Annotated in this window: 19 protein-coding genes and 2 pseudogenes; 10 read left to right on the top strand and 11 right to left on the bottom strand. The window is 34.6% G+C overall.

The genetic code is table 11. The features are described from left to right. Window positions 1-497 (bottom strand): annotated as a pseudogene (locus LEP1GSC059_RS15720) (M4 family metalopeptidase thermolysin); the annotation flags it as partial. A gap of 722 nt (window positions 498-1,219) precedes the next feature. Next, a complete protein-coding gene (locus tag LEP1GSC059_RS15715; protein WP_020981039.1) occupies window positions 1,220-3,604 on the bottom strand; it encodes a M4 family metalopeptidase thermolysin in 2,385 nt (794 codons plus the stop codon). A gap of 1,103 nt (window positions 3,605-4,707) precedes the next feature. On the opposite strand from LEP1GSC059_RS15715, the gene LEP1GSC059_RS15710 reads away from it, so the two are divergent. From LEP1GSC059_RS15710 to LEP1GSC059_RS22325, 6 genes and pseudogenes are all read left to right on the top strand, one after another. Continuing rightward, window positions 4,708-5,919: an argininosuccinate synthase gene (locus tag LEP1GSC059_RS15710; RefSeq protein ID WP_017213741.1), complete on the top strand. Its 1,212-nt coding sequence runs from the start codon at window positions 4,708-4,710 to the stop codon at window positions 5,917-5,919. Next, window positions 5,916-6,398 (top strand): pantetheine-phosphate adenylyltransferase, encoded by a 483-nt coding sequence (coaD, locus tag LEP1GSC059_RS15705; RefSeq protein WP_002178440.1) that lies wholly within the window; start codon window positions 5,916-5,918, stop codon window positions 6,396-6,398. The genes LEP1GSC059_RS15710 and coaD overlap by 4 nt, the downstream gene beginning before the upstream one ends. Window positions 6,399-6,407: 9 nt before the next feature. Beyond that, entirely contained in the window at window positions 6,408-6,821 is a 414-nt protein-coding gene (locus tag LEP1GSC059_RS15700) for a nucleoside-diphosphate kinase (RefSeq protein WP_017213740.1), read from the top strand. Window positions 6,822-7,716: 895 nt separating this feature from the next. Beyond that, the gene (locus LEP1GSC059_RS15695) at window positions 7,717-7,899 is read left to right on the top strand and encodes a hypothetical protein (RefSeq protein ID WP_000994380.1); all 183 of its coding nucleotides are present in this window, start codon (window positions 7,717-7,719) and stop codon (window positions 7,897-7,899) included. Window positions 7,900-8,836: 937 nt separating this feature from the next. Next, window positions 8,837-10,303 (top strand): NADP-dependent isocitrate dehydrogenase, encoded by a 1,467-nt coding sequence (locus tag LEP1GSC059_RS15690; RefSeq protein WP_002178432.1) that lies wholly within the window; start codon window positions 8,837-8,839, stop codon window positions 10,301-10,303. A gap of 279 nt (window positions 10,304-10,582) precedes the next feature. Then, a pseudogene (locus tag LEP1GSC059_RS22325) lies at window positions 10,583-10,927 on the top strand (hypothetical protein). A gap of 580 nt (window positions 10,928-11,507) precedes the next feature. Here LEP1GSC059_RS22325 and LEP1GSC059_RS15685 read toward each other — a convergent pair. From LEP1GSC059_RS15685 to LEP1GSC059_RS15675, 3 genes are all read right to left on the bottom strand, one after another. Continuing rightward, window positions 11,508-11,897 carry a response regulator gene (locus LEP1GSC059_RS15685; protein WP_002178445.1) on the bottom strand — a complete coding sequence of 130 codons (390 nt, stop codon included), beginning with the start codon at window positions 11,895-11,897 and terminating at the stop codon, window positions 11,508-11,510. A gap of 4 nt (window positions 11,898-11,901) precedes the next feature. Beyond that, on the bottom strand, window positions 11,902-13,437 hold the full coding sequence (locus tag LEP1GSC059_RS15680) for a sensor histidine kinase (RefSeq protein WP_002178438.1): 1,536 nt from the start codon (window positions 13,435-13,437) through the stop codon (window positions 11,902-11,904). A 662-nt stretch (window positions 13,438-14,099) separates the two neighbouring features. Next, on the bottom strand, window positions 14,100-14,333 hold the full coding sequence (locus LEP1GSC059_RS15675; protein ID WP_017213738.1) for a ferredoxin: 234 nt from the start codon (window positions 14,331-14,333) through the stop codon (window positions 14,100-14,102). 87 nt (window positions 14,334-14,420) lie between these two features. Here LEP1GSC059_RS15675 and LEP1GSC059_RS15670 point away from each other — a divergent pair, with 87 nt between their 5' ends. From LEP1GSC059_RS15670 to LEP1GSC059_RS15655, 4 genes are read left to right on the top strand one after another with little or no spacing between them, the layout of a single operon-like run. Next, window positions 14,421-14,987, top strand: a complete 567-nt coding sequence (locus LEP1GSC059_RS15670; protein ID WP_002178446.1) for a hypothetical protein — start codon at window positions 14,421-14,423, stop codon at window positions 14,985-14,987. After that, entirely contained in the window at window positions 14,984-16,540 is a 1,557-nt protein-coding gene (locus LEP1GSC059_RS15665) for an FAD-dependent oxidoreductase (protein WP_017213737.1), read from the top strand. Before LEP1GSC059_RS15670 ends, LEP1GSC059_RS15665 begins: the two co-directional genes overlap by 4 nt. Window positions 16,541-16,595: 55 nt before the next feature. Next, a complete protein-coding gene (locus tag LEP1GSC059_RS15660; protein WP_002154559.1) occupies window positions 16,596-16,835 on the top strand; it encodes a DUF2905 domain-containing protein in 240 nt (79 codons plus the stop codon). After that, complete coding sequence (locus LEP1GSC059_RS15655; protein ID WP_002178435.1) at window positions 16,832-18,010, top strand: pyridoxal phosphate-dependent aminotransferase; 1,179 nt, start codon at window positions 16,832-16,834, stop codon at window positions 18,008-18,010. The genes LEP1GSC059_RS15660 and LEP1GSC059_RS15655 overlap by 4 nt, the downstream gene beginning before the upstream one ends. A 620-nt stretch (window positions 18,011-18,630) precedes the next feature. Here the strand turns inward: LEP1GSC059_RS15655 and LEP1GSC059_RS15645 are convergent. From LEP1GSC059_RS15645 to LEP1GSC059_RS15620, 6 genes are all read right to left on the bottom strand, one after another. Then, complete coding sequence (locus LEP1GSC059_RS15645) at window positions 18,631-19,581, bottom strand: M14 family zinc carboxypeptidase (protein ID WP_020981042.1); 951 nt, start codon at window positions 19,579-19,581, stop codon at window positions 18,631-18,633. A 3-nt stretch (window positions 19,582-19,584) separates the two neighbouring features. After that, window positions 19,585-19,998: an LA_2478/LA_2722/LA_4182 family protein gene (locus LEP1GSC059_RS15640; RefSeq protein WP_002178434.1), complete on the bottom strand. Its 414-nt coding sequence runs from the start codon at window positions 19,996-19,998 to the stop codon at window positions 19,585-19,587. Between the two features lie 19 nt (window positions 19,999-20,017). Continuing rightward, a complete protein-coding gene (locus tag LEP1GSC059_RS15635; protein WP_017213732.1) occupies window positions 20,018-20,737 on the bottom strand; it encodes an OmpA/MotB family protein in 720 nt (239 codons plus the stop codon). Further along, complete coding sequence (locus tag LEP1GSC059_RS15630) at window positions 20,734-21,384, bottom strand: FFLEELY motif protein (protein ID WP_002178448.1); 651 nt, start codon at window positions 21,382-21,384, stop codon at window positions 20,734-20,736. Before LEP1GSC059_RS15630 ends, LEP1GSC059_RS15635 begins: the two co-directional genes overlap by 4 nt. Beyond that, the gene (locus LEP1GSC059_RS15625) at window positions 21,381-22,619 is read right to left on the bottom strand and encodes an LIC13341 family surface-exposed protein (protein WP_017213731.1); all 1,239 of its coding nucleotides are present in this window, start codon (window positions 22,617-22,619) and stop codon (window positions 21,381-21,383) included. The genes LEP1GSC059_RS15630 and LEP1GSC059_RS15625 overlap by 4 nt, the downstream gene beginning before the upstream one ends. A gap of 373 nt (window positions 22,620-22,992) precedes the next feature. After that, on the bottom strand, window positions 22,993-23,359 hold a 367-nt coding region (locus LEP1GSC059_RS15620; RefSeq protein WP_036057808.1), incomplete at its 5' end, for a DUF1564 domain-containing protein.

The raw sequence follows: 23,359 nt of genomic DNA, 5'->3' as shown, positions 1-23,359 counted from the left end.
TTTGCAAGTGCTTCTGCCTCTGATAGTTTAGGAGACGAGCTCAAATCCTCTGGAACTTGATAAAATTCACCCATCATCAGTTCTATCGTATTCTCTTTTGATAACACCGTGTAAATTCCATTCTCTACCTTAATACCTTTGTATCTCTGCTGAAAACGATCGTGGTCATATACTCCTACTCGGTTTGAACGTAAAAACGAAGGTTGCGAATTTAAGGATAATTGCAAATACGTCTTCAATACTTCTGGTGCTTGTTTACGTGAATAAGGAACTAAATCCGAATTGAACTTCGCAAACGTTATCCTACCGTCTGACGTATACGTCTTTTCAGAAATTGCTTTACTATCCAGTTGAATTGGATTTAAAACCCAAAACCAAGATTCTATCCCTGGTCCCTGTTTTTCCTTACAAGAAAATAAAATCAAAATCGATAATATAATAATACTTAAAAGTATTTTTATATTCGAATTGGTCTTTAATAAATTAAAAAATCTCATTCAATCCCCTCTGTTTTGGTGTTTAAATTTAGTAAACCCTCACTCACCAACTACAACGCGTTAGGTTAAATTATTGCAAATTTACAAAAAAGATGTAATAAAATGCACTCAGTGAACTTAAGGTTTTAAACAAACGCATGAGTAAAAAAATATATTATAAAAGTAAAGTATTTTTATAAAAAAAGGACCTTTACAAAATTTTAAAATTGAAGGTTTTAATTTTGAAAACTAATTCTAAATCGATTCAATGCTCAATTGTATAATCATTATTTCAAATTTGAAGATAAAGAAGACTTTTATAAAATGAATTTCTAATTAGATGAAATTCTTTAACAGCGACTAAAAACCTGAAAATGTAGGAACTTATACAAATTTTGACTTTATCCCAAGATCTACAAATTGTTTTAAAGGACTTATTACTCGGGCGTATGAAAATAGTGCCAGATTGATGAGTAATTTTGTGGATATGTAGAAATCTTCAAAAATTGCGCCTAACCTGGAATTCATAACTTTTTGAAGAAAATTCCACATTCTAATTTTTTTGGAAATAAATCTATAGTATTATTTTCATAGATCTGAGTAGTAATTCTGTGGGAAACATACATTTTGTTAAAGATTCTAAAATGTTGGGACAGACTTTAATTTTAAACTGCGAAAAGATCCTAAATCGGTTTAACCTACTAATCCGATTTAGAAACTTTTCGCAACTATATTAGAGATTTCTAAAGACTAAAATTATTAATGGTTATTGAGTAATCTTCAACTTCTCCTTCAGCAAAGGATTCATCTGATCGTTGATAGACCTCTCCGCTTTGAGCCGCCTTCATAGAAACTCTCATCTTAGTATCTCCGGTAAGCGCAGTCGTTGGAATCTGAATCGATTTTTGAATAGTTCCACCATAAGAAGAATTCACAGAATCTTGAACTACCATTTCTGAAGAATCATAACTACCGTCCCGATTGAAATCGATCCATACTCTCCATTTGTGAATCTTGGATGGAATACTTACCACACCTTGACTCGATAACACCATGTTATATGTAAATCCTTTAATAACAGTCGGATGTAAGTATGAATTGTCCTTGTATCCACAATCATTTTCGGAATCTCGCTCTAAATTAGAAAGTTTTACAAAAGTGATATAATAATGTGGCTTATACATTCCTTCTCCTCCGCGAGAAGTTGTCTCCGCCGGAACACCTACTGCATCCCAAGCATCGATTGTACTTTTTACTTCTGATGAAAACTTACCATACAAGGCTTTAGCTGAATAAATTGCTGCAGTCCTTGCAGAAGAATAACCGGACGTTGGAAAGAGATAATGAAGAGCAGCATAAGCGATTTTTTCCGCCTTTTCAATACTGATCCCAGAAACATTATATTCACACCATTGATCATTGATCCCTTGCTTTCCTTTCGATAAAGTATAAAACCAATGGCTCAAGACAAGACTGTTTGTATGCACTTCGTTATCCACGAAATCCCAAAGACCTCCGTAATATGTATTTGGTCCCGGATTCAATACTGTAGTAGATTTTGGATTTTCCGCAGAACGCATTCCTCCTCCCGGAACGGTTTCATCCGCTATTAACCAGATGTTCTTTTGCATTCCTAAAACTTTGTTTACGTAGTTATTTACAGCAATGTTCCAAATATCACTGAATCCTTCGTCAAGAGCACCGGGCTCCATATCAAGAACGAAACCTGCAAGGTCCCCATTGACACCGTGTCCAAATTCATGAGATACAATATCCAAAGATGTAAAGTCTTCATACGTAGGGTCTACATAGGTGGGATCAAAAATTTTACATATGCTGTTATGAGGACAATAAATGTAATAGATTTCTTCTGTAACAGGATCCCAAAATGCGTTATTCGCTAGAAATATATTAAAATAATGCACATTATTCACTACTTTACTATCATTTCCATCATAACTCGATTGATTGTGAACAAATTTGAAATAGTCATAAGTCATTTCAATTCCCCAATGTGCATCCAATAACGCATCGTGATTGTAGTCGTCATGATATTCAAATTTTGTCCAATTATTGCTAGTATCAATTATTGGAATATTCGCAAGATAGATACCCATGAATGGATCTTTTACAAACTCCCAAGAATACGTAATAATTCCCTTACCTCTGGAATAATCCTTAAGCTCATAATGATTTTCTTCATCTGCCGTCCAAGTCGTAATCGTTTTTACTCCGCTAAAACGAGTCGACGCTGATCCCTGTTTGATACAAGGAGTTTGATCAGGAAAACAAATTCCATAATTCGTATCCGGAGGAGTTTGAGGAGTTGTTGGAATCGTATCTCCTCCACCTGCCTCGTATCTTCTAGCGTCTTTACTGGATAAAATTTCACCAGAATTAGAATCTACATATACATATCTCGAAGAAGGCGGATCTATTGAGACAATTCCAAATTTATACGCTAACCGAAATTCCTTTGGAGAGTTGGATTTTGGCAATGAATGTTGATAAAATAATAATTCTCCCTTGGGAAAATAACTTGCATTCGGATCATTTTTCTTAAGCTTCAATGATGCTTCGCGTTCTGATACTTCCCAAAGATATTTCTTCACTCCGACATGTTTTAGAGTTTTTGCAAGTGCTTCTGCCTCTGATAGTTTAGGAGACGAGCTCAAATCCTCTGGAACTTGATAAAATTCACCCATCATCAGTTCTATCGTATTCTCTTTTGATAACACCGTGTAAATTCCATTCTCTACCTTAATTCCTTTGTATCTCTGCTGAAAACGATCGTGGTCATATCCTCCTACTCGGTTTGAGCGCAGAAATTTAGCATCTGAACTTAAGGATAATTGCAAATACGTCTTTAATACTTCTGGTGCTTGTTTACGTGAATAAGGAACTAAATCCGAATTGAACTTCGCAAACGTTATCCTACCGTCTGACGTATACGTCCTTTCAGAAATTGCTTTACTATCCAGTTGAACTGGATTTAAAACCCAAAACCAAGATTCTATCCCTGGTCCCTGTTTTTCCTTACAAGAAAATAAAATCAAAATCGATAATATAGATATACTTAAAAGTATTTTTATATTCGAATTGGTCTTTAATAAATTAAAAAATCTCATTCAATCCCTCTGTTTTAATTTTGAAACTGTCTTCTGCTAAACCCTTAAACATAAACCACAATATATAACTAATCATTTTAAAAAATGTTATTCTTAAAATAACATGCCAAAAAAATAATATTTATAAAGATTAAATTCAAGGAGATTGAACTAGAAAAAACTTTACTCTAAAAAGTAAATAAATTTTTTACATAGAATATAAAAATCAATAAATATTATTTTTCTAAATAAGAATATTCTACAAAACGAATCTCATTCCATCACCAAATCCAAATTAGATTATTATTTTTTAGAATTAAAAATAGACAATCGTTCGAAAAAAGAGATCGATAAAAATCTGAAAAAAGCTTTTTATAAAAATGTTCTCAAAAAATAAATAGGTTGTTGAAAATTCCATAGTGGCGTTTAACAAAACTGCTTCAATCGACCGCGCCCATGAAACAAAAGCATATGGGGAATTCTTTTTTAAATAACTCTAATATATCTTATTTAAGACTTCTACCTATCCTTATACGATATGGTATTGTATAATTTCGCATTTAAATCGTATCGTTTTTAGATACTCTACTAACGCAAGTTCTGCGTAAAAAATCTATAATTCTGAAAAAAGTTGGATCTAAACTTTACAGATCTATTTCTAAAATGTAGGAACTACCACAATTTAAAAAATAGAAGTTTATAATACTTGAATCTGTTGTATTCAAGTGCGGGAACTCATACAGAAATTATAATAATAAAAGAATAGAGTTGTTGAAAAATTCCATAATTCAGATCAAAAAACTGCTTTAATTTACCGTTTCCATGAAACAGAAACTGATTGAGAATTAATTTTTCAACAACTCTAATGTTAAAAAACTATAAATCATTCAATATGACGGCTTTTAGTGAACTACCGCAAATCACGATCTTACGAACAAATTCTAAAATTGTAGGAACTCATACTTTTAGAAAATTCTTTCTCATTTTTTTTACTCCAAACCTACATTCTATTCTGTAGTGGAGAGGAAAGTATAAGAGCCAAAACTAAAACCGTTCAAATCCCGCTGTAAAACCGTGAAAATCCGGTTGTCTAGAGACCCGTACCAATTTTCAGTGTTCTCAGAATGGCGCAAAACAAACCTGTTAAGAAAATCGTTCTCGCTTATTCCGGTGGATTGGATACGTCCGTAATTCTCACCTGGTTGAAAGATACATACGGTTGCGAAGTAATCGCCTTTACTGCAGATATAGGTCAAAAGGAAGAACTTTCCGGACTAGAAGAAAAAGGAATTAAAACCGGAGCTTCCAAAGTTTACATCCAAGACCTACGTTTAGAGTTTGCTAGAGATTTTATTTTTCCAGCCATTCAAGGAAACGCTATTTATGAAATGAGGTATCTTCTTGGAACCTCCTTAGCCAGACCTCTTATTGCCAAGGCAATGGTAGAAGTTGCCGAAAAAGAAGGCGCGGATGCATTTGCACATGGAGCCACCGGTAAAGGAAATGATCAGGTTCGTTTTGAACTCGGTGTTAAATCCTTAGCTCCGGAAAAAACAATCATCGCCCCTTGGAGAATTTGGAATTTCGGGGGTAGATCGGATCTGATTGAATACGCAAAATCCAAAAGTATCCCGGTTCCGGTAACCGCGGAAAAGCCGTATTCAATGGACCGCAATCTAATGCATATATCTTATGAAGGTGGAATATTAGAAAATCCTTATAAAGAACCTGACGAAAAAATGTTTTTATTAACTACTTCCCCCGAAAAAGCTCCCGATGCTCCCGAATATTTGGAACTTGATTTCGAGGAAGGAAACTGCGTAGCGGTTAACGGTAAAAAGATGAATCCTCTCGAGGTAATGGAAACCCTCAATACGATTGCAGGTAAACATGGAGTAGGAAGAATTGACATCGTCGAAAATCGTCTCGTAGGAATCAAATCCAGAGGAGTTTACGAAACTCCCGGTGGAACTGTATTATTTTTAGCTCATAGAGATTTAGAATCAATTACAATCGATCGGGACACACAACATCATAAAGATAAACTTTCAATCGAATTTGCAGAACTGATCTATAATGGTCACTGGTTTTCTTCTAGAATGAAAGCAGTTAGAGCTTTTATTTCGGAAACACAAAGATACGTTAGCGGAACCGTAAGAATAAAACTTTACAAAGGGATTTGTTTCGTTGTCGGAAGAAAATCTTTGGTCTCTCTTTATAACCCAGAAATGGCGACTTTCGAAAAAGAAGAATTATACAATCAGAAAGACGCCGAAGGTTTTATTAATATCTACGGTTTACCCGCTCAAGAAACGGCAAGGCTTCGTAAAAAATGAAACACTTGGCAATTTATCCAGGCTCCTTTGATCCGTTGACAAAAGGACATTTGGATATTCTTCAAAGGTCTTTAGGACTTTTCGACAAAGTGATCATTGCAATCGCTGTCAATTCGAACAAGTCTACTCTATTTTCGATCGAAGAAAGATTAGGATTTATTCGCGAAGTCACAAAAGGTATGAAAGGTTTGGAAATCGATACCTTCCAGGGTCTTACTGTAGATTATTGCAATCGAGTGGGCGCAAACAGTATCATCCGGGGGCTTAGGGCCGTTACGGACTTTGATTATGAATATGCAATTTCTTTAATGAATAAAAAATTAGCCCCAAATGTAGAAACCGTTTTTTTAATGTCTTCCGGAGAATACTCATTCATTTCCTCTACAATTGTAAAAGAAGTGGCAAGACATGGAAGAGACGTAAGCAACCAAGTTCCCGAAATCGTAAGCAAAGCATTACTTAAAAAACTATCTCAATAAGGAAAAAAAATGTCCAGAACGTTCATCATGATAAAACCAGACGGAGTTAAAAACAAACACGTCGGAAATATTCTCTCTAGAATCGAAAAAGAAGGATTCAAAATCCTAGGTTTAAAATACTTAAAGTTATCTCTCGAAGATGCTAAACAATTTTATAAAGTGCATTCTGCTCGTCCGTTTTACAACGACTTATGCAACTACATGTCTTCCGGTCCGATCGTAGCCGCTGCTCTTGAAAGAGATAACGCAGTTCTTCATTGGAGAGAAGTAATCGGAGCTACTGATCCAAAAGAAGCCGCCTCTGGAACCATTCGAGCTCTTTATGCGGAAAGTAAGGAAGCCAATGCGGTTCACGGTTCTGATTCGGATGACAACGCCGCCTTGGAAATTTCTTTCTTTTTTAAAGGAAACGAACTATTCTAAAACGAATCTACAAATCAAAGAGGAGCCTCAAAACTTCTCTTTGTATAATAGAGTTTGTCAATCGAATACCACTCAAGAGCTACACAATAAGAAACCTAATCCAATCCGTTCTATTCAATCCTGTAAATTTAGTGAAAGAACATTTAGGCAAATCCACTTTGCAGGCCGTGCTTTCAACCCCAATCAATAAATTACATGAAAGAAATATAATACAATATTTCGTCTTTAGTTTCAATTTATTTACAGAACGCGATTTGTAGAGCGTGGCATTGAGTTTCCAGAGCGACTCGTAAAACTCAGCGAAGCCTCTCTAAGGATCGGAATTCAAGAAGTGAAATACTTTAGCATTCTGTTGAGTTCCACTCTCACATTGAATTCTATTGAAACTAACGTGAAACAATGCTTTTGTGATCAATATTTAGGCACTCAATTTGATAGAAGTGAGTAAACAAACGATCTTATCCATTATTTTACTGATAACAGATTCTCTAAAACTCATCTCAAAAATACTTTACTATTATTTAAAATACTGACTCTAAGATATTTTTGAGATAACTTGTAACAAAACAAAGATCTTATTTACTGATAACTCTATAGAATTCTGCGCTCAAACGGACTTTTTCGATCAAATTCGCAATACTCTTTAAAGTTGTTAAAAAAATTCAAATTTACTTTTAACAAAACGGTTTTATTGATTCGGATTAATAAAAGAAACGGAAGAAAGTTAATTTTTAAACAACTCCCGTATCTCTAAATTTCGATGACGATAAATTTTGTTTAAAATTTAGAATATTTTAAAATGAATCAATTTTTTTAGTTGTACTTTTTGGAAAGAAATTATTAATTATTTTCTAAAACCTGTTATGAAAGGATTTTTTTAACCGACAATTTGAATATGAACGCAAGCACAAGGGAACAACTTCAAAAACACAGTGAAATCATGAAACAATACAGAAAAAATGATCCTTTTGGAGATCCAAATCACGGCACCCCAGATTGGATGGACGACGTTATGGAACTGATTTATTCTAAAGAAGAGTTTCTAGTAGATTCGGAAGCAGATTTCGAAATCGAATAATCATCTTTATTTCTTTTTTACTTATCGATAAATGTCCAGTTTGAATTTGAAGTTTATCTTAAATTAGCTTACCTTGCGCCAAACTTACGTTAAATACTTTCTGATCGATAGACTTGTATTTTGAAACTATCAAATTTCAGTTCAAATTCTTCTTAAATCTCAACAACAACTCTTAGAACTTGTTCTATTATTCGGACTACAAGTTATCTCAAAAATACTTTATCTTTGCTTAAAATGCCGAATTTTAATATATTTTTGAGATAGCTTGTAGTACCTAAAATTAATGGCGATTTTACCAAAGATGTAGCTCAAAAGTTGCGTCTAACCTGGAATTGTCGGCTTTTTTATAAGGAATTTCTATATTCTAACTTTCGATGTAAGTCATCATAATATTATTTTCATACATCCGAGTAGTAATAATCTCTTTTGCATTTTTTACTCACTTCAATTTGTAAAATTTCAAAATGTTAAGAACTTATATAATTTTTCTAAAACTCAAAACAATTTGTACAAAACTAAATTAATATGAGTTCAATATAAGGAATCCATACTTCATTTTTCTGAAAAAGTTAAGAATTTGAACTTTACAGATCGATTCCTAACATGTGGGAACTACTGCAAATCACAATTTTACAAACAAATTCTAAAATTGTAGGAGTGTATATTTTTAGAAAATTCTTTCTACTTAGGCCAAACTTACGTTAAGTTATCCAAGTTACAAGACGTTAAGATAAGAACTCTATATAAAAGTTGAATCGTTCGTTTTACTAATTCTTATTAAATTTATTACCGTGAATTTTTATCTCAAAATACTATTTAAATAAAAAATATTGGTACTCTGTTGTACGGTTCCAAGTAACATAAATTCTATTTTTTAATGTAAGAGAATTGACCATACTCTACGTTCCAGATGTTATAGAAGTATTAGGAGAATAGAATGTCCGAAAAAACTAAAATCGCAATTGCACACGGTGATGGAATTGGTCCTGAAATTATGGAAGCGACTCTTAAAATTTTAAATGCAGCCGGAGCCAAGATCGAACCAATTGAAATCGAAATCGGCGAAAAAGTTTATAAGGAAGGACATTCTTCTGGAATCAAACCAGAAGCTTGGGACATCCTCAGACAAACCAAAGTATTTCTAAAAGCACCTATTACAACTCCTCAAGGTGGTGGTTATAAAAGTTTAAACGTTACTGTCAGAACTACCCTCGGTTTATTTGCAAACGTTAGACCCTGTTTCTCACTTTATCCATACGTAGAAACCAAACACCCCTCCCTAGATATTGTAATCATCCGTGAAAACGAAGAAGACCTTTACACCGGAATAGAACACAGACAAACCAACGATACAGTTCAATGTCTTAAATTAATTTCTCATCCAGGATCCGAAAAAATCATCCGTTATGCATTCGAATACGCAAGAGCTTACGGAAGAAAAAAAGTAACCGCGATGGTAAAGGATAATATTATGAAACAAACAGACGGACTGTTTCATGACATCTTCAAAGAAGTAGCCAAAGAATATCCAGACCTCGAAGCAAATTCTCAAATCATAGATATAGGTGCGGCTAACTTAGCAGACAGACCTCAAAATTTCGACGTAGTAGTTACTTTGAATTTATATGGAGATATTATTTCCGATATAGTCGCTCAGATCGCGGGTTCAGTAGGAATGGCAGGTTCTTCCAACATCGGAGAAATTGTTTCCATGTTTGAAGCAATCCACGGTTCTGCTCCGGACATAGCAGGAAAAAATCTAGCAAATCCATCCGGCTTACTCAATGCTGCGGTGATGATGCTCGTTCATATTGGACAACCGGATATCGCTGCAAAAATAAATAACGCATGGCTTTTGACCATCGAAGAAGGAATTCATACCGGAGACATTTTTAAACCGGGTGTCAGTAGAATCAAGGTGGGAACCAAAGAATTTTCCGACGCGGTAATCGGAAATTTAGGACATCTTCCCGAAAAGTTCAAACCGGTTTCTTTCGGAAAGGCTAAGAAAATTATAATTCCTGAATATAAAAGAGCCGTTCAAAAAAAAGATTTAGTAGGGGTAGATATTTTTCTGGATTGGATCGGAAGTGATCCGAACGAACTCGGAAATAAACTCAAATCGATTTCAGATGATCTCATGTTAAAAATTATCACTAATCGAGGAGTCAAAGTTTATCCCGACGGGCAACCGGAAACATTTTTGATCGATCACTGGAGATGTAGATTTGTAAGCAAAAATGCACTGATCAAACAAGAAGATCCTTCCTACCATCCAATTTCTCACAAACAAGTGGCGGAACTTCTTTTAAAGTTAAACTCTGCCGGTTTTGATACAATCAAAACAGAAAACCTTTATTACTTTAATGGAAAAAGGGCCTTTTCTTTAGGACAAGGAGAATGATCAAATAATCGATCCATACATAAATTTCAAGACAACTGGATAAGAAGCTATTTCAAGAATACTTTACCTTTGCTTAAAATGTCGAATTCTAAGATATTTTTGAGATAGCTTGTAGAAACAGAATTTTGGATTCTTTATTTATAGTTACTAATTACTGATCTCTATAAAATAAGGAAAATGAGTTTAATATTAGCAATAATCTGTTCAATAATAGGATTGGTTGTAGGGATCATAAGTCGCAGTTAACCGCCAACCGGAGGCAGTTATGAAACTTTCCCGATTTATTCTACCTTGGCAGCATTTTTCGCACCTACGTGATCTGGAAAATTTTCGTAGAGAAAACTGGAAATTACGAAATCACAAGAGGAATTCTTCTTGGAATTGTGATTCTCTTCCATCATCTTACATTTTACTATTTTATTCGAAAATATTGGATTTTGAATATTAAAAATCTAAATAATGAACCTCCATTAAATTCTTTGTTGGGTTTTTGTTGTTTCAATAGGTATTTTGTGGAGTTTAATTTTCTACGGTTGGATCACTTTACCGATCGGCGCTTTTTTAGGATGGTTTTTCACCAAATACAAAAAACCTATTTTAATGCACGAGTTTTATAATACCTAATTTTACCTCAAAAAATAAAATGTGGAAACTCTCACAAATCCAGGTTTCGCAGTGAAACTTTCAATAATTCTAAAAAACTCAAGTCGTTCTCACTTTCCTTCAAAAAGTAGTTTTACAAAGAATATTTTTTAGTATGATTTATAAAATTTACTATTAAATCTATATTCCAAAAATTGATACCTAAAATTATATTCTAAATTACGCATATAGAATTGCGTAAGTCCACATAATTCTGTTTTCCGTAAGATTGGCATCGCCCTTAATCTAACGTGAATTAACGCGAAAGGGATCGATGCGGGGGAACTCAGCAGAACGCTCTCTCAAACTCAGCGTCTCACTTCTGGAAACTCAATGCATCGCGTTCTAAATTGAAATCTACGACGATAAGTCGTATAACGTTCCTATATACAATTTATTGACCAGAACTAAGAACCCGTCCGGCTGCTTATGGCAGCCGGATTCGCCCAGGTTTTCTTACATCGAACTCACGTTAATCTATAACAAGCGGAACAAAGTTCGTATTTTGAATACACCTGTTGACGTTTAGAAAATTTTTTCTTATTCGGGAATTGATATTAACTCAAACAAGTTGGTTATAAAGTTTTTGAATGTGATCTTGAGTAAGAGGTTTAGAAAGATAACCTTTGACTTCAGGAAAGGAATTCGCCTTTACAATATCTCTTTCGTCTACGGATGAACTTACCATAAAAATGGTAATTTTTTTAGCCAAAGCCCCTTGAATTTTCTTGAACTCGTCTAAAAACTGCCAACCGTCCATAAAAGGCATATTGATATCTAAAAGGATTGCATCTGGAAGTTCTTCCCGATCCAAGCTCAGTGTTTGAAGTTCCTGAATAGCTAATTCACCGTCTTGGAAATCGCGTAGTTTTGTGACTCTACCATCTTTTTCCAAAAAACGTCTAGCAATCATAATATAGATGGAATCATCATCCACTAACCAGAAGTTCATATTACTATTGTTCGAAATCATTGTATTTATTGAAATTAATGAGGAAAGATGTACCTTTACCGGGAGAACTTTCAACCGTTATTTCGCCCCCAAGAGATTCTATTTGATTTTTCGTCATAAATAACCCGATACCCTGGCCTTCTTTTTCTCGATGGAACGTTTTGTTCATTTTAAAGATTTGGTGGCCGTATTTTCTAAGATCAATTCCTAAGCCGTTGTCCCGCACGACCAAAAAGATCTTTTTATCTTCAATAAATGAGACGAAAGAAATTTCCGATTTTTTATTCGGATCGGAGTATTTTAAGGCATTGCTCAATAGATTCAATAATATACTTTCCAGATAAACTTTCGAATAAAAAACTTCAGGAGCCTCATTAAAATCAGTTCGAATCTCCACATTCATTTCCTGAATCTGAGCAGAAAGAAAATTTTGAACCTTATAAAATGCATCTTTAAACAGAATCATCTGTTTATCTACATTTCGATTTTTTCGAATTTTGATCACTTCCACTATGTCGTTCAACGTGGTCATTAAATCTTTTACGCTCGTTTCCAAAGATTGAAAAAGCTGATCTTTGTCCGTGCCGTATTTCTCGCAGAGCATAGTAGTAAGAGTAAATATATTTCCAATAGGAGAACGCAGGTTGTGAGAAACGATTTGGTTAAATTCTTCTAATTGAGAATTTCTTTCCGCCAAGTGATTACTCAGAGCTTGAAGTGTTTCATTCTTTTCTATCAACGCGGAAAGCATATTTTTACGATCACTAATATCTTGAATCTGAGAAATGAAAAATAACGGATTCTTTTGTGAATCTCTTACAATAGACACCACCAATAAAACCCAGATAACACTTCCGTTTTTATGAAAGTACCTCTTTTCCATTCTATAACTATCTCGTTTGCCTTCTAATGTTTCCTGTAAAAGACTTAGATCTGTGGTAAGATCATCCGAGTGTGTTATATCTTGAAACGTAAGTTTCAAAATTTCTTCTCTGGAATAACCGATTATATCTAAAAGACTCGAATTTACTTCTAACCATTTTCCTTCTAAAGAAACAAGTGCCATACCAATGCCAGAATAATAAAACGCATTGAAAAATTTTTCTTCAGAAAGACGAACCTCTTCTAAAGCCTGTTTATTTTTTGAAGCTTCTAAAATCGTATTCAATCCCGAATACTCTCGAGTAGTTGCAAGAAGAGCAGTCACATTTCCATGATCGTCAAAAATTGGTTGTGTGATTGTCTGTAACCAAACGTATTTTCCATCTTTTCTGAGGAATTGGTATTCTACTTGTTCTCGTTTCTTCCCTTCTAAAACCGGTTGATGAGAATTTGCAAAAATCCTTTTTTTATCAAGAGGGTTAAAGTAGTCGTATGGGTTTTTACCGATCAATTCTTCCGGTTGATAACCTAACATAGAAGTAACGGCAGGACTGACATAAAGAAAGATTCCGTTCGGATCATGAAAACAAATTAGTTCCGGACTTCTTTCAATTAAAAATTTATAAAAATCAGCCAATTGAATTTTAAATTCACTCAATCTATATACCGTCGATTTTCTCAAATTGGGTACGATTTTATAAAAAACAATTCATTACGGAGATGAAACGCATATTTTTGCGTTTTTATTTTGGTTAAATTCGTAAATTTTTAATCGAAGTTGGTTTGTTATTGGGTCTTTTATTCGTAGACGGAGTTTAGGAACTAAGAATCTATCTCAAAACATAGGATTGTAGGACTTCCATAAGCATTTAAAAACAATAAGACTGCCCAAAACAACGTGATTTGTGAGTATCTACGTTTTATAATGAACCTACTAAAATGATTATAACCAATTTCTTTCTAGATTTTGAGACAAATTTTTTATAGAAATTTTTAAGAATTAAAATCGAAAAAATTTTTACCTGATGAAATCATAAAAGTTTATCCTATCGATAACTACAGAATAAAATATCGAATCTCTTGCACCCAAATCAGTTTTTATGACAACCAATAAAACTGTTTCAATGGACCCTTTTTATAAAACAAAAACTAAGTGGCGAATTAATTTTTAAACAACTCTATTATAGTTTCGAGTAAAATTATTGGATTTTTTTAAACTTGAGTTTCATCTTTATATTTCTCTAGATTTTATGGTCATTAAAAATTAGAAATTTTTAAAAGATGAATAATTATTATTCTTGTTGAATCTGAAATAAAAATTTATTCCCCATCGTCTCCAAGGGCTTCGACAGGACAAATTTCCAATGCCTTTCTAGCGGCGATTTCTTCTTCGGGAGTTGCGGGTTGTCTATGAAAATAAACTTTAGATTCATCTTCTGTATATTTAAGAAGCATAGGCGCTTCTTCCAAACAGTCGTTACAAGGAACACAACTATTATCAATATAATATTTTCCAGGTGCGCTTTGCTTCACCTTATCATTTTTATCGGCCATGTTTGACAAAGTTTATGGAAAGATCACCTCGTCAATCTCCTTTTCAGAATTGACATTCATACTAATTCAAGAATAATCACCGAAGTTATGAGCTTATGGACGGAAAAAATATCTAGACGAAAACTATTCGGCTTTGGTCTTGGAGGATTGTTGAGCCTTTGTATTGGTGCGTTCTTTTTCAATCGTTTTAAACGATCTTCGTATAAAACCTTATTTTTTTCATCTTCTGAAGTTGAATTTTTACTAGCCTACTCTCAAACTCTTTTACCTCTGACACCGGGCTTTCCCGATCTTGAAAAAGCAGAAGTGATTCGAAGGTTAGACGAAGAATTTTTTTTCGTAGATTCAAGTATCTCCGACGATTTCAAATCTCTCATTTTAATTTTAGAATATCTTCCTTTAATAAATGGATACTGGAGTCGTTTTTCTAAGTTAGGTGAAGAAGATCGAAAGAATTTTTTACTTTCTCAAGAAACAACCGAATCCGATACGATTCGAGCAGCATTAGTAAATCTTAAACTACCCGTTTATTTGGTTTATTACGGTCATGAATCTTCTTTTAAAGCGATTTCGTATGACGGTCCTTTTGGAAATCCTCCGGAAAAATTAAGTGAATCCAGAATCTATTATAAAAAAATCCTGGGGGAGTTATGAGTGGTCGCGTTTACGAATGGAAAAACCTGGGAGGTTCCAGATCTATAAAAGCAGACGTAGTCATTGTAGGAACTGGATGTGGTGGCGCAACTTTAGCTTACGAACTTTCTAAAAACGGAAAGAAGGTAGTAATGATTGAAGAAGGCGGTTACTATCACACAGGAACTTTTGATAACCACGAACTCAACATGGCCGGAAAAGTTTCCGCGGAAAGAAACATGGCTACCGATGCAACCGGCACGATCAATTTAGTTTACGGAAAAAACGTAGGCGGAGCTTCCGTTCATTATTGGGCAGACAGCTACAGAACCCCTGACGACAGACTCAATCTCTGGAAAGAAATATACGGAGTTCAAAGTCATTCCCCCGAAGACCTAAATTCTTATTGGAAAGAATTAGATGAAACTCTAAACGTCCATCCCGCTAAAGAAGAATATTATAATAAAATGAATCAGCTTGTGCGAAAGGCTTGCAAATCTCTTAATTGGAAAGGCAACCCAGTTCCACAAGCGAGAAAAAACTGTCAGAAATCCGGTCATTGTATGCAAGGTTGTATGTATGGGGCCAAACAAAGTCAGCTGGTCACTCATATTCCAAAAGCAATGTCTTTAGGAGCAGACATCTATGCGGATTGTAAAGCGGTTCGTTTTGAATTGAAAGGTGATCAAGTAGAATTTTTAGAAGCGGTTATGATCGATCGTCCTTCTGGAAAAGAATCGAATATCACTTTAAAATTCGAAGCTCCTGTCTTTGCAATTGCTGCCGGTGGTTTTGGTAGTTCCACATTCTTACTTAGAAACGGATGGAAGAAAAAACTTCCAGCGCTTGGAGAACATCTCGCCATCAATCCTTCTCCTTTCGTTCATGCGTTTTATGATGAACCCATTATTCAATGGAGAAACATTCCTTCTGCGTTTGGCGTAGAAGAATTTCGTTTAGCCCGTTTTAAAGAAGACGGAAATTATATAGAAGGTGGCTTTTTAATCATGGCCAATCAACTTCAACCTGGAAGTCTTGCGGCTTTGATTCCTGGTTTTGGTGTTGAACATAGAGAAATTATGAAACAACTTCCTCATTTAGGAGGTACAATCGGATGGATTGACGACGTTCCTTCGGAACTCGGAAATATTTCCGTAAGTTCTTTCGGTAAACGTACTGTTACGTATAACTTTGGAAAGTTGACAAAAGAATTTTTAAAAGACTGTATTCGTAAACAAGTTCAATTGAATTTTAGCGCCGGAGCTAAATGGATTCTTCTACCGGATTTAAAACGTACTAAAATATTTTCCGAAAAAGAAATAGATAAAATCAACTCACTTGAACTTAGTCCTGCTTCCATGATGATGGCTGCTCCTCATCCAGCGGGAGGATGTAGAATGGGACAAGATCCTTCTAGATCCGTAGTAGATTGGAAACATAGAGTTCACGGTTTGAAAAATTTATACGTTTCCGATTCCAGCGTATTTCCTACAGGTGTTTCCGTGGATCCAAGTTATACAATCATGGCATTTAGCAAACAAGCAGCAAAATTTATCCTTGAGGATTCGGAATAAAATTATTCTTCTTTTCTTGACTTTGAAAATCTAAAAATCAAGATCAAAATCATTGATGGAAAATTTTGCCAGACCGTTTTTGATTTTAGGCGTCTTATTTTTGTTAGTTGGCCTTTTTATTCTTTACGGAAATAAAATTCCTTTCTTAAATTATTTAGGAAAACTTCCGGGTGATATTCGTATTGAAAAGGAAAATTTTAAATTTTATTTTCCGTTGACTACTTCTATTTTAGTTAGTGTTCTAATTTCTTTAATCCTTTTTCTAATTCAAAAATTCAAAAACGGCTCTCCGTGAAAGAATCGTTTCGTTTTAGTTCTCGATTTTCGTTTCAAGAAGGAGAAAACGAATTTTCTAAAATTTTATTCGAATATAAGAAAAATCGAATTTATTATACAGATCTAACTGTTTCCAACCCTACACAGGCCGATTTTCAATACCCAACGGAGGCAATTCGCCATAGTTTTGTAACTTCGGATCTAATCACCTATCATCCAGATCCTCGGGGAAATTTAGAGGCTCGAAAAAAAATTCAGGAATATTACCACTCAAAAGGATTGGAGATTGACCCGGACGATTTGTTTTTAACTTCTTCTTCTTCGGAAGCATATTCGTTTTTGTTTAAATTACTTTGTGATCCAGGAGATTCCATACTGATTCCGGCACCCGGTTATCCTTTGTTTGAGTTTATTTCTGTAATGGAAAGTATTCAAACCATTTCTTATTTTACTAAAAAAGAAAACGGATGGAAATTAAAAAACTCAGACTTAAATCCAAAAGATTTAGAAAAATGTAAGCTTATTTTATCAGTCAGCCCAAACAATCCCACGGGCTCTGTCTTAAATCAGTCCGATTTTTACTCCATTAAAAATACTTTAAATAATTATAATATACCTATAATCATAGACGAAGTTTTTTCAGATTACATATACGGATCAGAGTCTTATAATACGTTGGTCGATCCGGATATACCAGTTGCAAACGTAAACGGACTCTCAAAAATGCTCGGCCTCCCTGGAATGAAATTATCTTGGATTTTGCTCAGTGGACCAAAAACGTGGAAACAAAAATCGAAAGAATATTTGGAACTAATCTCCGATACTTATCTTTCAGTAAATACTCCCATACAAAATGTACTCTCAGATCTTTTTCAATGGAAAAATTTCATCCAATCCCAAATCAACAAACGCATTCAACGAAACCTTTCTTTTTTAAAACGAAGTCTGGGCGAAGACGGTGTTTCTAAAAAAATCCAATGCGATTTTCCAAATGCGGGTTGGTACTGCGTTCTAGAAAGTGAAGAATTTTTTCCCGAAGAAGAATACACACTTCGTTTATTAAAAGAAAAAAAAATATACGTTCATCTCGGAGAAATGTTCGGTTTCCCAGAAGAAAAAAATCTGGGAAGAATCGTTCTCAGTCTTTTAACGCCAACGGAAATATTTGAGTTTGGCATTAAGGAAATTCTTTGATCATTTCATTGAAGGAACATTTTTAGTTTTTTATTTGAATTTTTATTTTTACGCACGCAATTTCAAAGACTCTTTCATTACTACTCGAATTCACAAAAATAATACTACCATGAGCTTGTTTCAAAAGTTAGAATATACAACTTCCATTAAAAAAGGGCTTGAAATCCGAAGGATAAAAAAAGTAGAGTTTTCGAATATTTTTAAAAAAGTTTAACTTCATATGTGCAAAAAGTATAATTTTCTAACATAAAGAATTATACCAAGTTTTCCACTTTGTCTTAATTACCCAAAATTCCTACCGCGCTAACGTACGGCAGAAATTGATGCGAGAGAACTCAGCAGAACACTCTTTCAAATCCAGCGTCACTCCCTGAACTCAATGCATCGCTTCCAATGGGTCGTTCGACAGATTGCATTCTATAATAGAGTTATTGAAAAATTAATTCTCCATCTGTTTTATGGAAATAGTCGATTGAAGCAGTTTTATTAATCTAAATTATGAAATTTTTCAACAACTCTATTATGTGAAACTTAAAATTCCGAAAGTTCACATTAAGATTAATTAAGTTTATCAAAAAACAACAAAATTAATCTTTAGAATTACTTGAAATCTTTTGGCTTCATAAGTCCCGAAGAAAACCTCTATATCTTCCCATCGTTTCAATTTTGTTAAACGAAGCCGGATTAAAAATCCCACGTTTACGAAACAACTTAGAAGGATCTTCTCTAAGATCCGCCCAAGTTCCTACTTCCAAAGTCAAAGGAAGAAGTTTAGAATTCCAGTTCAAAGTATTTTTATGACAGTCATTATATTGATCATAGACTTTATCCCAAAGATCTCCGTGTGTCGTGTAAGTTTCACTCTGAGGACCATATTGAAAATGAATATGTCCACAATGATGTTTTAAATGTTTTCTGACGTTTTGATATAGAGAAGTATCTGGACAAGGAGATTTTGTATAAGCATAAGGCCACCACACGTTATCGATCGTTCCAAAACCAGAATGCAAATCTAAAATCGGAAGGATCGCATTTTCTACTTCGAAAAAAAATTTATGCACAAGGCGTATTAATGCCCTAGATTCCGGTTCCAACCCATTTCCACGAAAGTAAGGCAAACGTTTAGAAATTTTTTGCCCTCCAAAAAAAGGAATCGGTTGTACCGCTTTAATTCCGGAGTTTCTCATCAAGTCCACTCCCGCAGGATTGGATCTTTGTTTTAGTGCAACTCCACTAGGATTCAAAATTGGTAATACAATAATTCCTAATTTACTTTTTTTTAATTCTGGAAGATACCCATTTGAATCTGGATGTAGAATATATTCCAAAAAATCGAGAAGGATTAAAATACCGATCGTCTCTAAACCGTGAACTCCGGCAACAATCCCTACCGGATGTTCTTTGATTCCTTTTTCTGTTCCGATTTTTAGAGCATGAATCGGAAATCTAAATCCTTCGGAAGTTTTTCTGGAAAATCCGATTTGACTAAAAAAAGCGAGTTTGCCTCCGAATTTTAAAATTTTTAAAATTTTTTTATCGTACCGATTGAGTCTTTTAAGACCGCGTAACATATATTATTTGGATTGAATTGTTCGAAGTAAATTGCAATCTTCGGAAAGTTTTAAAACTCCTTTTTGGATTTTATCGCAACTTTCTCTAATCACGGTTTGAAAGCATCCTCTTACCACTTTTTTTATGATTTCGGGATTTTCGTTTGCAAGCAGATACGCGTTTGACTTACGAAATTTTTCCGCACAATTGGCGGGATTCAATCTTTCCTGGACTAACATTTTCGAAGATTCTTTTAAATCTTTCAAAGACACTTCCGCACAAGTTGAAATTTTTTGGCAATAAGTAGAAACCAGTTCGGAAGATTCCTCTCTCCATACTTCGTCTTGTATTCCTTGCGGAAGAGATTTTTTTTTACAACCTAAAACATTCAAAAAAAAGAATATTCCAAAAATTAAAAATAATTTATTTGATTTCATGATATTTACGATCAACTTCTTATTTTTTACGAATAAAAATTTCCACTCTTTCACCAGAAGCCTTTCCTTCGGGAGTAGACGAGGAGTTTTCTATCGGCCTATACGAACTGGAAGCTTGGATGGATATTTTTTCCTTGGAAATTTTATAATTTTTAAATAAAGAATCCGCGATAAGTTCAGCTCTATAAGAATTGTATTCCCAAATGTTTCTAAATCCTTTTCGTGAGGCTTCGTTTTCGTATGGGATTTGAACTTTCAAAATGATGTCTACATCCATTGTAGAGGACAGTTCAGAAATTTTTTGAAACGCAAACACCATGTCTTCATCTGGTTGAAATTGACCTTCCCCCAAAGAAGAACCAAAAAGAACGATCTTGATTTCCTCAGTTTCTTGAATTCCAATATTGAGTTTTGCTTTTTCTTTTAACTTTTTTAAAGTATAACTTATACGTTCCCAAAAACGATAAAGCTGCGTTCTAGGTTGGAGCAAAGGATCATTTTCTAATGTGGCTGCACTTCCTTGAAAAAAAGATTCTCCCAAACCAAAACCACCTCGGATTACGTCCGCTACCTGTTTGAGTTTTGTCTGATCTACTTGAGAAATCGAATACATGATGATGAACAAACCCAAAAGAAGAGTAATCATATCGGCGTAAGTTAAAAGCCAACGTTCCCTGTTTTCATGAGACTCTCCTTTACGATGTCCTTTTTCCAAAAGTTGTCTGCGAAGTCGGCTCATGCTTCCTTTCTACTTTCTCCAAGCAACGTTTGAATATATTCTGTTTCCCTTTTTTTTACTTCTTCATAAAAAGAATTGAATATATTGGATGAAACTGGAAGAGTCGCGTTATACGCCTCTTCCACACTTTGAAATAAAGCCGAGACACCCAATAAAGAAGCCATAAACTTAGCCGGTTTAATTAAGTAAGCGCTGATTGGTTTATGGGCTAATTCGTAAAAAACTTTCAAATTTCGTAATACGATTTCTAATTGCCTTATCCGCTCTTCGTAATGACCCATTTGACCGTAGTAAAAATCGTATTCTTCCCTACTGAGCCTTTTGCCGTCCCAACCTCCGTCTACGAGATATTTGGCGAAAATCATATCCATTTCTTCAGTAAGGTTATTGAGTTCGATTAAGTATTCTATATTCTCCCGCGAAGTTTCCTTCAACATACCTTTCACCTTTTGGTATGTGTCCATCGCAAGCTGAAGCCAGACTTCTCTTCCTTCTAAATTATAGATTTTTTCAAAAAAATATTCCACCATTGGAATCGTCTCTTCCAAATGAAAATAACTCGCGTAAAAAACACGGAACCGCTCTACTTGAGCCCGAACAACTTCCGCTCTGGCTGCTTTTAGTTTTTTATTGGCGAGATCACTCATTCTTGCTTAGAAACCAAATCTAATTTGTAGGCAACAAATCCTTGTTGATCGGTTTGTTTTTGAATCGATCCGAATTGATTCGGAAGGTTGACCACTTCTCTTCCCATGCGAGTCGAAGAACGAAATAGTACGCTCGGAATTCCATCCTTATCCGGGGTTAATGAAAATCGAATTCCATATTTATGATTTCTTCCCCAACCTTCCTTTGTAATTTCTACAAGAGGAACCGTGGAATTGATATATTTACCCGAAGATGAAAACACGCTCGAACCGGGAGAATACATTCTTTGTCCTTCTTTAGTAGTATCTATGTTTACCTTTCCTCCATCTGGAAACGAAATTGAAAGATACGTGACAGCCGCATAAGAACCCCGGTTTTTAAACCAGAGAACCACTTCTCCGGGAACTCCTTTTTTCCATTCTTTAGGAGCTTCTAAAGAAAGAAGAGAAGGTACCGCCACTCTTGCAATATCCGGAACCATCTCCCAACCATTAAAAATAAAGTTTTGCGCATAATTTCTATTAGATGGAAAGATTGTAATATTTTTCTCGGTTTTATTATACTCAAAATCGATTCGTTTAGACTTAATTAGAAATTCGTGATCTTTTAAAGCCATAAGTCCATCTAAAATTTTGTGGCCCTTGCGAATGACATAAGGTACTGAAAAAAGTCCAAGAGGCGGCTCTTCGCTTAACACCTCCAAAAATAGAGAATTGAATCCGTCTCCCGGAAGTTCATCCATTAGAATTCTCTTAACTATAAAACCGGCTTCTCTTTTTTGGGAATCGGATTCTCCGGGAAGCCAAGAAAACTTAGAAACGTCGTAATGAAGCGGGCCTATATTTAATAAGGAAAAGGAGAATTTTCCGAGCAAATGCCATTCTCCCCCTTGCTTTTTAAAAATCCCTAGAACCTCTTCCGTTCCGTTTCTTACCAACGAAAAAGATTCAAGCTCCGAATCTTCATCCAAGTTTCCTACCTTTTTTAATAGAACATCCGGATTCTTTTTTTCATCAGCTGAAAATAAAAGTTCAATGATTTTAGAATCGGGAGGTGTTTTAGAAGAACAAACAACAAATTGTGTCTGTAACAAAACAAATATAACCAAACGCAGTATAAATGCAGTTTGGTATTTCTTATCTAGATGAATTTTAAATTGAGAATTTAGAGTTTGAAAAGCAGCAATGTAAGAAGAGAGAAATATCTCCCTTAAAAGAAATAAAAATGGATTCATAGTTCAATAACAGAATTAGAGACTGAAAAAAGCTGTCTATGATTTTACTACACTTTTACTGAGAACTAGAATAGAGTTGTTGAAAAATTACATGTGACGATTAATAAAACTGCTTCAATGGACCGTTTCCATGAAACAGAAACTAAGTGGCGAATTAATTTTTCAACAACTCTAATAACTAATATTTTGCGTTCAAACCGTGTTTTATGCCAAACATATCAGAAAACGGAGGACATATGAAACTTCGCTTTACTAGTTTTAGACAGAAGCGACAGGTTTTCTTAACGGAAAACACGAGGGAAAAATCGTAATAAATATTTTTTAGAAATACAATTTATTATTAGGACTCAGTTATTTTTCGCCCGCGTGATGATTACGAAGACGCCTGTAAGTAATAGGGGTATTTGTCTGTCATTGGATTTGGTTCGAACTTTAATTCTCTTGATATGAGATTTTGTCTCCTGTTAATCTTCCAAGTCATTTCGTAAGTCCAGTGAAAGCTAGGAACTCCCCGGTTCAAAGTTTTCACAAAAAAATCCCCTTGCTCCTCCAGCCAGAGCATATAATTAAAAAGATAACACCGAGAAACACCATGAGCAGCAGCTAACACACCTAAGGTCGCCCAAACACCGGTATGAACCCGGATGCTAAATTTTTTCATTTTACCTACACCCAGATTGTATTTAATTTTCCCTGCTTTATTATGAAGTCGCGCCATAGACACAATTTGTTTCGAATAT

Origin of the sequence: Leptospira noguchii serovar Panama str. CZ214, from assembly GCF_000306255.2 — a bacterium.
In the GTDB taxonomy this organism is placed as follows: domain Bacteria; phylum Spirochaetota; class Leptospiria; order Leptospirales; family Leptospiraceae; genus Leptospira; species Leptospira noguchii.
This window is presented reverse-complemented; position numbering and strand designations above follow the sequence as displayed.

Bases quoted from the DNA above. Each gene is read 5' to 3' on its own strand.
- LEP1GSC059_RS15670 (WP_002178446.1), top strand. From the start codon at position 14,421: ATGAGCTTATGGACGGAAAAAATATCTAGACGAAAACTATTCGGCTTT.
- LEP1GSC059_RS15690 (WP_002178432.1), top strand. From the start codon at position 8,837: ATGTCCGAAAAAACTAAAATCGCAATTGCACACGGTGATGGAATTGGT.
- LEP1GSC059_RS15635 (WP_017213732.1), bottom strand. From the start codon at position 20,737: ATGAGCCGACTTCGCAGACAACTTTTGGAAAAAGGACATCGTAAAGGA.
- LEP1GSC059_RS15715 (WP_020981039.1), bottom strand. From the start codon at position 3,604: ATGAGATTTTTTAATTTATTAAAGACCAATTCGAATATAAAAATACTT.
- coaD (WP_002178440.1), top strand. From the start codon at position 5,916: ATGAAACACTTGGCAATTTATCCAGGCTCCTTTGATCCGTTGACAAAA.
- LEP1GSC059_RS15645 (WP_020981042.1), bottom strand. From the start codon at position 19,581: ATGTTACGCGGTCTTAAAAGACTCAATCGGTACGATAAAAAAATTTTA.
- LEP1GSC059_RS15695 (WP_000994380.1), top strand. From the start codon at position 7,717: ATGAACGCAAGCACAAGGGAACAACTTCAAAAACACAGTGAAATCATG.
- LEP1GSC059_RS15660 (WP_002154559.1), top strand. From the start codon at position 16,596: ATGGAAAATTTTGCCAGACCGTTTTTGATTTTAGGCGTCTTATTTTTG.
- LEP1GSC059_RS15630 (WP_002178448.1), bottom strand. From the start codon at position 21,384: ATGAGTGATCTCGCCAATAAAAAACTAAAAGCAGCCAGAGCGGAAGTT.
- LEP1GSC059_RS15700 (WP_017213740.1), top strand. From the start codon at position 6,408: ATGTCCAGAACGTTCATCATGATAAAACCAGACGGAGTTAAAAACAAA.
- LEP1GSC059_RS15625 (WP_017213731.1), bottom strand. From the start codon at position 22,619: ATGAATCCATTTTTATTTCTTTTAAGGGAGATATTTCTCTCTTCTTAC.
- LEP1GSC059_RS15675 (WP_017213738.1), bottom strand. From the start codon at position 14,333: ATGGCCGATAAAAATGATAAGGTGAAGCAAAGCGCACCTGGAAAATAT.
- LEP1GSC059_RS15685 (WP_002178445.1), bottom strand. From the start codon at position 11,897: ATGAACTTCTGGTTAGTGGATGATGATTCCATCTATATTATGATTGCT.
- LEP1GSC059_RS15710 (WP_017213741.1), top strand. From the start codon at position 4,708: ATGGCGCAAAACAAACCTGTTAAGAAAATCGTTCTCGCTTATTCCGGT.
- LEP1GSC059_RS15640 (WP_002178434.1), bottom strand. From the start codon at position 19,998: ATGAAATCAAATAAATTATTTTTAATTTTTGGAATATTCTTTTTTTTG.
- LEP1GSC059_RS15665 (WP_017213737.1), top strand. From the start codon at position 14,984: ATGAGTGGTCGCGTTTACGAATGGAAAAACCTGGGAGGTTCCAGATCT.